This window comes from Gibbsiella greigii, assembly GCF_039540155.1.
GTDB lineage: Bacteria > Pseudomonadota > Gammaproteobacteria > Enterobacterales > Enterobacteriaceae > Gibbsiella > Gibbsiella quercinecans.
On sequence record NZ_BAABEM010000051.1, the window covers coordinates 34454 to 47294 of the forward strand.

The window sequence follows — 12841 nt, forward strand, 5'->3', positions numbered from 1 at the left end:
TCCGCCTTGATTAACAGGTTGTTAGTATAACTCTGCCCATTTTAGCCAAGTGATGCCATGTCTGTCGCGGCTAAATACGCAAACGCACGGCTGAGGATACACTACGGGCCTTTCGCGTTGGGATTGTTCTGCTTTTGTTACAAAAGAATACCGATTTCACCGGCTAGTCATTGAAATGACGCTCCATTTCAGGCATATAACACAGATTATTCATCTAAATGATGAGGCAAATTCGCTGCGCAGCCGGCATAACGGTCGAGGTTTCAGCTCCCGTTCCGGCTACGTATCCCACTGGGGCGCCCGCGCAAGGGTTGCCCCCGGCACGAGGAATTATTGTGCATTATCAACCCAAACAAGATCTGCTCGATCAACGTATTATTTTAGTCACCGGCGCGGGCGACGGCATTGGCCGCGAAGCGGCGCTGACCTATGCCCGCTTCGGTGCCCGCCTGGTGCTGTTGGGCCGGACCGCAAGCAAACTGCTGGCGGTGCAACAGCAAATCGCCGAGTCAGGCGGCCTACCGGCCTTAACCATCACGTTGGATCTGCTGCACGCCACCCCGGAACAATGCCAACAAATCGCCGGTGATTTGGCCACACAGGTGCCGCGCCTGGATGGCGTATTGAACAATGCCGGCCTGCTGGGCGACATCGTGCCGATGGCCGAAACCGACATTGCCACGTGGACGGAAGTGATGCAGGTCAACGTCAACGCCACCTTTATGCTCACTCAGGCGCTGCTGCCGCTGTTGCTCAAATCTCACAGTGCATCGCTGGTGTTCACCAGTTCCAGCGTCGGCCGCGTGGGCCGCGCCAACTGGGGGGCCTATGCGGTGTCCAAATTTGCCACCGAAGGCATGATGCAGGTACTGGCGGAAGAGTACAAAGGCACGCCTCTGCGTGTTAATTGCGTCAACCCGGGAGGCACCCGCACCCAAATGCGCGCTGCCGCCTTCCCCCAGGAAGACAGCAACAAATTGAAAACGCCGGCGGACATCATGCCGTTATACCTCTACCTGATGGGCGACGACAGCCGCCGCAAGACCGGTATGAGCTTTGATGCCCAACCCAAACGCAAGCCCGGCCCGGCGGAATAGAGGTTCACTGCTATGAGCGAAGATCGCCACCAACAACGCCAGCAGCGCCTGAAAGAACAGGTTGATGCCCGCATCGCCAACGCACAGCAAGAGCGCGGCCTGGTGTTGGTGTTTACCGGCAACGGCAAGGGAAAAACCACGGCGGCGTTCGGTACCATTACCCGCGCCGTCGGCCACGGCCTGAAGGCCGGGGTGATCCAGTTCATCAAGGGGGAATGGCCTAACGGCGAAAAGAACCTGTTGCAGCAACACAATGTGGAATTTCAGGTGATGGCCAGTGGCTTTACCTGGGAAACCCAGGACAAAACGGCCGACACCGAAGCCTGCCTGGCGGTATGGGAACACGGCAAGCGCATGCTGGCCGACAGCAGCCTGGACGTGGTGCTGCTCGACGAAGTGACCTACATGGTCAGTTACGGCTATCTGCCGCTTGACGCGCTATTATCGGCGCTAAAGCAGCGCCCGGCGCATCAAACGGCGATCATCACCGGGCGCGGCTGCCACCGCGAGCTGCTGGCGCTGGCCGATACGGTGACCGAAATGCGGCCGGTAAAACACGCATTTGACGCCGGCATCAAGGCGCAGAAAGGGATCGATTGGTAGCAGGGAAAAGCGCCGTAGCCGCACCGCCAGGTGGGCTACGGCCGCTATCAGCCGCGCTTGGCGGCAGGTTTGGCGGGTTTGCTGCCCGGGGCACTGCGGCGGCCGCCAGCAACCTGGCTGTGGCGTTTTACCGCACGGCGGATCTGGTTCGCCTTCACGCGACGGCGCTCACGCTCCACCGGCAATTTGCTGACCGTTTCCGGTTTCAGCTCCACCAGCTCACGCAGGTAGTTGATCGCCGGCAGATCCAGTTCGGCCCAACCACCGCGCGGCAGCCCTTTTGGCAGATCAATATCGCCGTAGCGCACGCGAATCAAGCGGCTGACCTGGACGCCGACCGCTTCCCACAGGCGGCGAACTTCACGGTTGCGCCCTTCGGTCAGGGTAACGTTGTACCATTGGTTCAGGCCTTCGCCGCCCTGGAAGCTGATGGTGCGAAATGCCGCCGGGCCGTCTTCCAACTGCACGCCTCGGCTTAACAGTTTCATTTTTTCATCATCAACCTGGCCGAATACGCGCACCGCGTATTCACGCTCGACTTCACGGCTTGGGTGCATCAGGCGGTTGGCTAATTCACCGTCGGTGGTGAACAGCAGCAGGCCGGAGGTATTCACGTCCAGGCGCCCTACCGCAACCCAGCGGGAGCCGCGCAGCTTCGGCAAGCGATCGAACACCGTTGGCCGCCCTTCCGGATCGCTGCGCGTGCACAGCTCGCCTTCCGGCTTATAGTAGGCCAGCACCCGGCACACCGCTTCCGCGGATTCTTTGATCGAGACAATGTGGCCGTCCATGCGGATTTTCATCGCCGGCGTCACTTCAACGCGATCGCCCAGCGTGGCCACTTTGCCATCAACGCTGACGCGGCCTGCCTGGATCATCGCTTCGATTTCACGGCGCGAGCCATGGCCGGCACGCGCTAAAACTTTCTGTAACTTTTCGCTCATTGAGCAACCTCTAGTGTCGCCTTCACAGGCGTCGTTGTGAAAATAAAATATCTTTTATTTTCAATAGCTTACTTGCATTACCGGTTGTTATTATACAGTCTTTTCACCACTATGTAACCCTGTTTGTTGTACACTCTGCAGAACCATAGATACAAAAAAACCGGTCTAAACGCCGGGCTTTTGTTATAACCTTTCGTTATTGTTTTGTGTTATTTTATTACACTTGTCTTGCTGCACTGTTTTGGCTTTGGCTGCCTTGCGCTTCCTGACGAAATTCAGGCGTATATTGCTTACGGGGTTTTGCTGGTTGATACGGGTTTTGCCATGTGAGCGGGCTCTGGTTAAGAGTTTACTCACTTAGACGCATGTCCACTATTGTTGAGTAAGATCAAATCGTCATTCATAAAGCCAGCGGCCAGCTTTGGCGGATTCAATCAGCATACCGATAGTAAAATCGGGAACAGGAACGGGTTCCACCTTCTTAAATGGATTCCATGACATTGGGGTTTCCGGAAAATAGGTTTTAATATTGAATCGGCCGCGCTCTACCTTGAATTCTTTGAAGAAGGATTCCATCAGGTCTTCTATTTCAAGCTCATCAATACTTAGTTCAGAATCAAGGTCGGTTTCAGGGGTTAAGGGGACGTCCTTCCGGCTAAACACATAAACACCAGCATAGGGCCGCACAAGGTCATAGACACGTTTTTCAATCTCATCTATTTCCATAATTTATCGTTCCCTCTGGCAATTGTGTTGTAGTTGTGGATTGTGCCGTAGACAATTTGTAAGACATCAGCGGATAGAATAACTACGCCAAGGAGGGGGAAAAAGATCATAAATAGCAACTCGCTGGCGCTAAGGTTGGCGCGGCCTGCATAAAATACGTGCCGTTTAGCTCTTCTACTGTATCCATACCCGATCACCGTAAAGACAAACTGAGCTAATCATAACCCGTCTGGTGTGTCGGAAGGTTCCTATTTTTTATTGGTTCCGTAGAGTAAAGAAATCACGCCCCTTCACCGATTGACACCCCATCCTAAACGCCAGACGTTCTAGAATTGCCACTTCATGCAATCAACAGCCTAAAGCAGATCCCTTAATGGTGGACGGTGCGTGTATCGCACCGTGATGCCCAACCTACAACAAACGGCACAAGGGCGACATTCTGCGTCTGAGTACTTGCTTCAGAAATGAAGGTAGGCGGCAAGCGCGATTATTGCCTTAGTGCCGTTCACAAGGGAACGCGGTGGTCAACGCCAGCATCACCACAGAAGGCGCCGAATAGTGCAGTTGTTCTGGGTGATCATCAAGGTATTTCATGACGGCATCGGCAGCCATGCCGACGCTGATACCGGAACCGGGGCAAATATTGCGGTTGCCTTGCATCGCATAGCTATCGAACACGCCGGCCACGTAGCCCATAAACAGCCCGCTGTTAAGGGCTTCGCTGGCGGTCACCGCCCCGGCCTTATGCTTGGTGTAATCCTGCGTTTGCGCCAGCAGCGTACTGCCGGAATAGAAGCCGGCATGCACCAACGCCGGTACCAGTAAGATCATCAGCATCAGAAGTGTTTTGTTGATCATCGCCCTGCTATCCTGCTCGTTAACCGTATTGGACAATCAGAATAGCGGTTTTTATGCTAAATAACTGCAAGGCGGGCACTTTTTCAGAAAACGGACAGGTGCCGCGGCCTGTCAGCGAAACGGTGCAACGTCGCCGGCGCCTTCACGCACGATAACCGGCGAAGACTCGGTCAAATCGATAACCGTTGTTGGTTGCTGGCCGAGGAAGCCGCCGTGAATCACCAGATCCACCTGTTTGCCCAGACGATCGTTGATCTCTTCGGGATCGGATTCCGCGAAATCATTGCCCGGCAGCATCAGTGTGGTCGACATCATCGGCTCATTCAGCAATTCCAGTAGAGCCAGCGCGATCGGGTTGGACGGCACGCGCAGGCCGATCGTTTTACGCTTTTCATTCATTAGCCGACGCGGCACTTCCTTGGTGGCTTTGAGAATAAAGGTGTAGTTGCCCGGCGTGTTGTTTTTGATCAGGCGAAACGCGCTGTTATCCACGTAGGCATAAGTGGAAAGCTCCGACAGATCGCGGCACATCAGCGTGAAATTATGATTGCTGCCCAACTGGCGAATGTGGCAGATACGCTCCATGGCGTTCTTCTCGCCCAGCATGCAGCCCAGCGCATAGCCGGAATCCGTCGGGTAGACAATCACCCCGCCTTTGCGCAGCACATCAACCGCCTGGTTGATCAGGCGTGCCTGGGGGTTGTCCGGGTGTATATAAAAATGCTGGCCCATATCTTGCTCCTAAAAGTCACTTCGCGAGCGGCCCCGCCCGCGTTAAATCTGTTCTGTATTGTTGGCGCCTGGCACCGGCCAATCGCGCCACACCGGCTCAACGCCGCCGGGCAGCCACAGTTTACGGCCCAGTTCAATCCAGGCGCAGGGCTGGTGAAAGTCAGAGCCCTGGGAAGCCAATAACTGGTAATCCCGCGCATAGGCGGCCAGTTGGCTGCGCTCATGCGGCGCCTGTTGGCACTGGGCTACTTCCATCGCATCACCGCCCTGCATGGCGAAATACGCCAGCAGGCGCTTTAACCATTTCGCCGACAAATCGTAACGCCCAGGGTGCGCCATGACCGCCTGGCCGCCGGATTGATGAATCACATCAATAGCTTGTTCTATTGTACACCACTGCGGCGGAACATAGCCGGTTTTGCCCTTCGCCAGGTATTTCTTGAAAACCTGCGCCAGATTATCCGCCACGCCAAATTGCACCAGGTAGCGCGCAAAGTGCCCGCGCGTTACTGCGCCGCTGCCCGCAAGCGCCTGTGCGCCTTCATAAGCCCCGGGAATACGCGCTTTCGCCAACCGTTCGCCGATCGCCTGGGCGCGCTGCCGACGGCGCTCGGCCTGTTCGGCCAAAAGCTGAAGCAGCGCCGGGTGCTGGATATCCATGCCCAGCCCAACAATATGTATTTCGTGGTTTTCCCACAGGGTTGAAATTTCCACCCCATTGATCAGCTGCAGCGGTAAGCGGTGGTGAGCGATGGCGGCGGTGGCTTCTGCCAGACCTTCGGTGGTGTCGTGGTCGGTAATCGCCAACACGCCGACGCGCATTTCCACCGCCCGCAGCACCAGTTCCGTTGGCGAAAGATAGCCGTCAGATGCAGTGGTGTGGCTGTGAAGATCGTACAGGGTGAATGCTGAAGAAGGTAACGGCGTGTGTGTCAAAAGAAATATCCGGCTATGGCTGGGAGGATTATCATAACCGTTAAGCCCGGGCGGACGGAAATCTATTCTCACCTTGCCGGTTATGTGCCTGCAAATGTTCTGCCAGCGGCAGACAAAAACATTCTTCAGAAAGGGGTTGACTTTACCTCACTGAACTAGTTAACTAGTACACCAGTTACAGGTTAAATGATAATCCAAGAGAGCACATAAATGAGCAAGCAAACTTCTCTTCTTCGTTGGTGGCGCACCTCCCTTCCGCGGGCGGTATAATCGCGCATACCTGTCATTTGACACTGCAGATTTCCTAAGCCCGCATCGCATGCGGGCTTTTTTATGGACAAAATTCAACTGGAATCATCATGATAAACACCAAACCACAGCTGAAACTGCTCACGGCGCAAGCCATCTACCGTGGGGATCCCACCAGTCTGTTCAATCAACTGTGCGGCGCACGCCCGGCGACCTTGCTGCTGGAATCAGCCGAGATCAACAGCAAAGAAGATCTAAAAAGCCTGCTGGTGGTTGACAGTGCGCTGCGCATCACTGCGCTGGAACGCACGGTGACCATCCAGGCGCTGACCGCCAACGGCGCGGCCTTATTGCCGCTGCTGGACAACGCATTGCCGGCTGAAGTGGCGATTCAGGTGCAGCCCAATGGCCGCGTGCTGACGTTCCCGGTCATAGATAGCGTGCAGGACGAAGACGCGCGCCTGCGTTCGTTATCGGTATTCGATGCGCTGCGCACCCTGCTGGCGCTGGTCGAAACGCCAGTCGATGAGCGTGAAGCCATGCTACTCGGCGGGCTATTCGCCTACGATCTGGTGGCGGGGTTCGAAGATCTGCCGGCGCTGCGCCACGATCAACGCTGCCCGGATTTTTGCTTCTATCTGGCGGAAACCTTGCTGGTGTTGGATCACCAACACCGCACTACCCGCCTGCAGGCCAGCCTGTTCACCCCTGACGCCGGCGAAGAACGGCGCTTGCAGCAACGCCTGGAGCAGTTACAGGCGCAAATCAAGCAAACACCGTTGCCGATCCCTCAGCAACAGATTGAAGACATGCAGCTCAGTTGTAACCAAAGCGATGAAGAGTACGGTGCCGTGGTCAGCACCCTGCAGCAGGCTATTCGTCACGGTGAAATCTTCCAGGTCGTGCCGTCCCGCCGTTTCTCACTGCCGTGCCCGGCGCCGTTGGCGGCGTATAAAACGCTGAAAGAAAACAACCCCAGCCCCTACATGTTCTTTATGCAGGATAATGAGTTCACGCTGTTCGGCGCGTCACCGGAAAGCGCGCTGAAATACGATGCCAACAACCGCCAGATTGAAATCTACCCGATCGCCGGCACTCGCCCGCGCGGCCGCCGCGCCGACGGTTCGCTGGATCTGGATCTCGATAGCCGCATCGAACTGGAAATGCGCACCGATCACAAAGAACTGGCCGAGCACCTGATGCTGGTGGATTTAGCGCGCAATGACCTAGCGCGCATCTGCCAGGCCGGTAGCCGTTACGTCGCCGATCTGACCAAAGTCGACCGTTACTCTTTCGTTATGCACTTGGTCTCGCGCGTGGTCGGCACCCTGCGTGAAGATCTGGACGTACTGCACGCCTACCAGGCCTGTATGAACATGGGCACGCTCAGCGGCGCGCCGAAAGTGCGCGCCATGCAGCTTATCGCTGCGTCTGAAGGCTCCCGCCGCGGCAGCTACGGCGGCGCCGTCGGCTACTTCACCGCGCATGGCGATCTGGATACCTGTATTGTCATCCGCTCGGCGTATGTTGAAGACGGGATCGCGACCGTGCAGGCCGGCGCCGGGGTGGTACTGGATTCCGTTCCGCAAGCGGAAGCCGATGAAACAAGAAACAAGGCACGTGCCGTGCTGCGTGCTATCGCCAGCGCGCATCAGGCCAAGGAGGTGTTCTGATGGCGGATATTCTGTTACTCGACAACGTCGATTCCTTTACTTACAACCTGGTCGATCAACTGCGCGCCAGCGGCCACCGGGTGGTGGTTTACCGTAACCAGATCGCCGCCGATACCATCATTGAGCGCCTGCAACAGATGGAGCAGCCGGTGCTGGTGCTCTCCCCTGGCCCAGGCACACCGGCCGACGCTGGCTGTATGCCGGAACTGCTGCAACGCCTGCGTGGGCAATTGCCGATTATCGGCATCTGCCTTGGCCACCAGGCCATTATCGAATCCTACGGCGGCCATGTCGGCCAGGCCGGCGAGATTCTGCACGGCAAGGCATCGCCGATTACCCACGACGGCGAAGGCATGTTTGCCGGCATGGTGAACCCGCTGCCGGTGGCCCGCTACCACTCACTGGTCGGCAGCAACATTCCCGCCGAACTGACCGTCAATGCGCACTTTGGCGAAATGGTGATGGCGGTGCGTAATGACGCCCAACGCGTTTGCGGCTTCCAGTTCCACCCGGAATCGATTCTCACCACCCACGGCGCGCGTTTGCTGGAGCAAACCCTGGCCTGGGCGCTGGCGAAATAAGGACAGGAGTGACCACCATGCAACCTATTCTTGAAAAACTGTACGGCGCCCAACCGCTAAGCCAGCAGGAAAGCCAACAACTATTCGGCGGCATCGTGCGCGGCGAGTTGGAAAACAGCCAACTGGCGGCGGCGCTGATCAGCATGAAAATCCGCGGCGAACGCCCGGAGGAAATTGCCGGCGCAGCACAGGCGCTGCTGGCGGATGCCAAGCCATTCCCGCGGCCGGATTACCTGTTCGCCGATATCGTCGGCACCGGCGGCGACGGCACCAACAGCATCAATATTTCCACCGCCAGCGCGTTTGTGGCGGCGGCTTGCGGAGCGAAAGTCGCGAAGCACGGCAACCGTAGCGTTTCCAGCCGCTCTGGCTCTTCCGATCTGCTGGCCGCCTTCGGCATCCGGCTTGATCTGCCGGCGGAAGAAGCCCGTCAGGCGCTGGACGATCTGGGCGTTTGCTTCCTGTTCGCCCCGCAGTATCACACCGGGTTCCGCCATGCGATGCCGGTGCGCCAACAGTTGAAAACCCGTACCCTTTTCAACGTGCTGGGCCCGCTGATTAACCCGGCGCGCCCACCGCTGGCGCTGATTGGCGTCTATAGCCCGGAATTGGTGCTGCCGATCGCTGAAACCCTGCGTGTGCTGGGTTACCAACGTGCAGCGGTGGTTCACGGCGGCGGCATGGATGAAGTGGCGATCCATACCACCACCCACGTGGCCGAACTCAATAACGGCATGATTGAAAGCTATACGCTAAGCCCGGCGTCGTTCGGCCTGCAAACCTACCCGCTGGAAGCGTTGCAGGGCGGCTCTCCGGAAGAAAACCGTGACATTCTGGCACGGTTGTTACAAGGTAAGGGCGAGCCGGCGCATGCCGCCGCAGTGGCCGCCAACGTGGCGTTGCTGCTGAAACTTTTCGGTAATGAAGACCTGCGGCAGAACGCACAGCAGGCATTGGATATGATACATAGCGGGCAGGCTTACCAGCGTGTAACCGCATTGGCAGCAAGAGGATAAATGATGCAGGAAACCGTGCTCAACAAAATTGTTCGTGACAAAGCGCAATGGATCGCAGCACGACAGCAACAACAGCCGCTGGCCAGCTTTCAAAACCAGATAACCCCCAGCACACGCAGTTTCTACCATGCGCTGCAGGGCAGCAAAACGGCATTTATTCTCGAATGTAAAAAGGCATCCCCTTCCAAAGGGTTGATCCGTGAAGACTTCGATCCGGTCAGCATCGCTACGGTCTATAAAGATTACGCCTCGGCAATTTCCGTGCTGACCGATGAGAAATATTTTCAAGGCAATTTCGAGTTCCTCACGCAAGTGAGCAAAACGGTAACGCAGCCGGTATTGTGCAAAGACTTCATCATCGATCCGTATCAGATCTACCTGGCACGCTATTACCAGGGTGATGCGATTCTACTGATGCTGTCGGTACTCGATGACGATCAATACCGTCAGCTCGCCGCCGTGGCGCACAGCCTGAAGATGGGCGTGCTGACCGAAGTGATCAGTGAAGAAGAACTGCAACGCGCGATCGCCCTGGGCGCCCGCGTGGTGGGCATCAATAACCGCGATCTGCGGGATCTGAGCATTAACCTGGATCGCACCCGCAGCCTGGCACCGCGCGTACCGCACGGCGTGACGGTAATCAGCGAGTCCGGCATCAACAGCTATGGCCACGTGCGTGAACTCAGCCGCTTTGCCAACGGCTTCCTGATTGGCAGCGCGCTGATGGCCGAAGACAATCTGCGCGCCGCGGTGCGCAAGGTGCTGCTTGGCGATAACAAGGTGTGCGGGCTGACCCGGCCGCAGGACGCCGCCGCCGCTGAACAGGCGGGCGCTAACTACGGCGGGCTGATTTTCGTCGAGCGCTCGCCACGCTGCGTGGATATCGAGCGTGCGCGCAGCATCATCGCCGGCGCGCCGCTGAAGTACGTCGGTGTGTTCAGCGATGCACCGGTGAGTACTGTGGCGCAAACCGCCAGCCAGCTTGGGCTGCGCGCGGTACAGCTGCACGGCGCGGAAGATCAGGCCTATATCAACGCGCTGCGGGCCGAACTGCCGGCCGAATGCCAGATCTGGAAAGCGCTGAGTGTGAAAGACAGCCTGCCGGCGCGTAACCTGCAGCAGGTGGATCGCTATCTATTGGATAACGGTGCTGGCGGCAGCGGGCAACGCTTTGACTGGGCCATGTTGCACGGCGAGAAGCTGGATAACGTCATGCTGGCCGGCGGGCTGAGCGCCGACAACTGCGTCGCGGCCGCACAGTTGGGCTGCGCCGGGCTGGATTTCAACTCCGGCGTGGAAAGCGCGCCGGGCATCAAAGATGCCAATCTTCTAGCTGCGGTATTTCAGACGCTACGCGCCTACTGATTCACAATCATTCTAATTAATGGATAAGACGGGAAAAAAATGACGCTGCTTAACCCCTATTTCGGTGAATTTGGTGGCATGTATGTGCCGCAAATTCTGATGCCCGCGCTGCAACAACTGGAAGAAGCCTTTGTCAGTGCCCAGCGAGATCCGGCGTTCCAGGCGGAATTCAACGATCTGCTGAAAAACTACGCCGGGCGCCCCACCGCACTGACGCTGTGCAGAAACCTGACGGCCGGCACCAAAACCAAACTGTATCTGAAGCGCGAAGATCTGCTGCACGGCGGCGCGCACAAAACCAACCAAGTGTTGGGCCAGGCGTTGCTCGCCAAACGCATGGGGAAAACCGAAATCATCGCAGAAACCGGCGCCGGCCAGCACGGCGTGGCATCTGCGCTCGCCAGCGCCCTGCTCGGCCTGAAGTGCCGCGTGTATATGGGCGCCAAGGATGCGGAGCGTCAGTCACCCAACGTGTTCCGTATGCGCCTCATGGGCGCCGAAGTGATCCCGGTGCACAGCGGTTCCTCTACGCTGAAAGATGCCTGTAACGAGGCGCTGCGCGACTGGTCCGGCAGCTATGAAAACGCCCACTACATGCTCGGTACCGCAGCCGGCCCGCACCCTTACCCGACGATCGTCCGCGAATTTCAGCGCATGATCGGCGAAGAAACCAAAGCGCAGCTTCTGGAACGCGAAGGGCGCCTGCCGGATGCCGTGCTGGCGTGCGTTGGCGGCGGTTCCAACGCCATCGGCATGTTTGCGGACTTTATTGATGAGCCGGGCGTTGGCCTGATCGGCGTAGAACCGGCCGGGCTTGGGATTGAAACCGGCCAGCACGGCGCACCGCTTAAGCATGGCCAGGTCGGTATCTACTTCGGCATGAAATCCCCGATGATGCAGACCTCTGAAGGGCAAATCGAAGAATCGTATTCTATTTCCGCCGGGCTGGACTTCCCTTCCGTCGGGCCGCAGCATGCGCATCTGAACAGCATCGGCCGTGCGGAATACGTTTCTGTCACCGATGATGAAGCCCTGGATGCCTTCAAAGCGCTTTCCCGCCATGAAGGCATTATTCCCGCGCTGGAATCCTCCCATGCTCTGGCACATGCGCTGAAAATGATCCGTGAAACGCCGCAGAAAGAGCAAATTTTGGTGGTCAACCTGTCTGGCCGCGGTGACAAAGACATATTTACCGTTCACGACATTCTGAAAGCACGGGGAGAAATTTGATGGAACGTTATCAGCAACTGTTTAAACGCCTGGAAAGCAACAAGGAAGGTGCGTTCGTTCCGTTCGTGACGCTTGGCGATCCTAACCCGGCCCTGTCGCTGCAGATTATCGATACCCTGGTAGAAAACGGCGCCGACGCACTGGAGCTAGGCATCCCGTTCTCCGATCCACTGGCGGACGGGCCGACCATTCAGAGTGCGGCCCTGCGCGCCTTTGCCGCCGGGGTAACGCCCACCCACTGCTTCGAAATGCTGGCGGCGATCCGCCAAAAGCACCCGGCTATGCCCATCGGCCTGCTGATGTATGCCAACCTGGTGTTCCACAAAGGCATCGACGCGTTCTATGCGCGCTGCGCCGAGGTGGGCGTCGATTCGGTGTTGATCGCTGACGTGCCGTTTGAAGAGTCCGCGCCGTTCCGCGCCGCGGCGCTGCGCCATGGCATCGCCCCGATCTTCATCTGCCCGCCGAACGCCAGTGACGATCTGTTGCGTGAAATTTCATCCCATGGACGTGGTTACACCTACCTGCTGTCACGCGCCGGGGTCACCGGCACCGAAAGCCGAGCGCAGTTGCCGTTGCATCATCTGGTGGATACGCTGCGTGAATACCACGCTGCCCCGCCGCTGCAGGGCTTCGGCATTTCCGAGCCGGCGCAGGTGCGCGCGGCGCTGCAAGCGGGCGCCGCCGGCGCCATCTCCGGTTCGGCAATTGTAAAAATCATTGAGCAAAACCAGGCGCAACCGGAAGAAATGCTGGCCAAGCTGGGTAAATTCGTCAGTGAAATGAAGGCCGCAACCCGCGCCTGACGCATCAGCTGCGGGCAGCCTGATG

Annotated in this window: 11 protein-coding genes, 2 pseudogenes and 1 other annotated feature; of the genes and pseudogenes, 7 read left to right on the plus strand and 6 right to left on the minus strand. The window is 57.7% G+C overall.

The window, feature by feature from the left end; all coding sequences use genetic code 11:
* The first annotated feature begins 335 nt into the window (after window positions 1–335).
* Complete coding sequence (locus AC559G_RS22840) at window positions 336–1097, plus strand: YciK family oxidoreductase (RefSeq protein WP_462616123.1); 762 nt, start codon at window positions 336–338, stop codon at window positions 1095–1097.
* 12 nt (window positions 1098–1109) lie between these two features.
* Window positions 1110–1700 (plus strand): cob(I)yrinic acid a,c-diamide adenosyltransferase, encoded by a 591-nt coding sequence (cobO, locus tag AC559G_RS22845; protein ID WP_498914924.1) that lies wholly within the window; start codon window positions 1110–1112, stop codon window positions 1698–1700.
* A gap of 47 nt (window positions 1701–1747) precedes the next feature.
* On the opposite strand, the gene rluB is transcribed toward cobO, so the two are convergent.
* The 6 genes and pseudogenes from rluB to rnm all read right to left on the minus strand — a co-directional run bounded on the left by rluB (window position 1748) and on the right by rnm (window position 5896).
* Window positions 1748–2644 (minus strand): 23S rRNA pseudouridine(2605) synthase RluB, encoded by an 897-nt coding sequence (gene rluB, locus AC559G_RS22850; protein WP_095848821.1) that lies wholly within the window; start codon window positions 2642–2644, stop codon window positions 1748–1750.
* A 396-nt stretch (window positions 2645–3040) separates the two neighbouring features.
* Window positions 3041–3370 (minus strand): DUF1493 family protein, encoded by a 330-nt coding sequence (locus AC559G_RS22855; protein WP_498914927.1) that lies wholly within the window; start codon window positions 3368–3370, stop codon window positions 3041–3043.
* Window positions 3361–3557, minus strand: a pseudogene (locus tag AC559G_RS22860) (STM2901 family protein). Before AC559G_RS22860 ends, AC559G_RS22855 begins: the two are co-directional and overlap by 10 nt.
* Before the next feature lie 308 nt (window positions 3558–3865).
* Window positions 3866–4228, minus strand: coding sequence for a Rap1a family protein (locus AC559G_RS22865; RefSeq protein WP_498914929.1), 363 nt, complete (start codon window positions 4226–4228; stop codon window positions 3866–3868).
* A 111-nt stretch (window positions 4229–4339) separates the two neighbouring features.
* The gene (locus AC559G_RS22870; protein WP_462616121.1) at window positions 4340–4960 is read right to left on the minus strand and encodes an L-threonylcarbamoyladenylate synthase; all 621 of its coding nucleotides are present in this window, start codon (window positions 4958–4960) and stop codon (window positions 4340–4342) included.
* Window positions 4961–5002: 42 nt separating this feature from the next.
* On the minus strand, window positions 5003–5896 hold the full coding sequence (gene rnm, locus AC559G_RS22875; protein ID WP_498914932.1) for a PHP domain-containing protein: 894 nt from the start codon (window positions 5894–5896) through the stop codon (window positions 5003–5005).
* Between the two features lie 231 nt (window positions 5897–6127).
* Window positions 6128–6231, plus strand: a sequence feature (Trp leader region).
* Between the two features lie 24 nt (window positions 6232–6255).
* Between rnm and AC559G_RS22880 the strand changes: the two genes are divergently transcribed.
* From AC559G_RS22880 to trpA, 5 genes and pseudogenes are all read left to right on the plus strand, one after another.
* On the plus strand, window positions 6256–7818 hold the full coding sequence (locus AC559G_RS22880; protein WP_498914933.1) for an anthranilate synthase component I: 1563 nt from the start codon (window positions 6256–6258) through the stop codon (window positions 7816–7818).
* A pseudogene (gene trpD / locus AC559G_RS22885) lies at window positions 7818–9415 on the plus strand (bifunctional anthranilate synthase glutamate amidotransferase component TrpG/anthranilate phosphoribosyltransferase TrpD). Before AC559G_RS22880 ends, trpD begins: the two are co-directional and overlap by 1 nt.
* A gap of 3 nt (window positions 9416–9418) precedes the next feature.
* Window positions 9419–10780 carry a bifunctional indole-3-glycerol-phosphate synthase TrpC/phosphoribosylanthranilate isomerase TrpF gene (gene trpCF, locus AC559G_RS22890; protein WP_498915100.1) on the plus strand — a complete coding sequence of 454 codons (1362 nt, stop codon included), beginning with the start codon at window positions 9419–9421 and terminating at the stop codon, window positions 10778–10780.
* Between the two features lie 39 nt (window positions 10781–10819).
* Complete coding sequence (gene trpB, locus AC559G_RS22895) at window positions 10820–12010, plus strand: tryptophan synthase subunit beta (RefSeq protein ID WP_498914935.1); 1191 nt, start codon at window positions 10820–10822, stop codon at window positions 12008–12010.
* Complete coding sequence (trpA, locus tag AC559G_RS22900) at window positions 12010–12816, plus strand: tryptophan synthase subunit alpha (protein WP_498914937.1); 807 nt, start codon at window positions 12010–12012, stop codon at window positions 12814–12816. The genes trpB and trpA overlap by 1 nt, the downstream gene beginning before the upstream one ends.
* Window positions 12817–12841 lie beyond the last annotated feature (25 nt).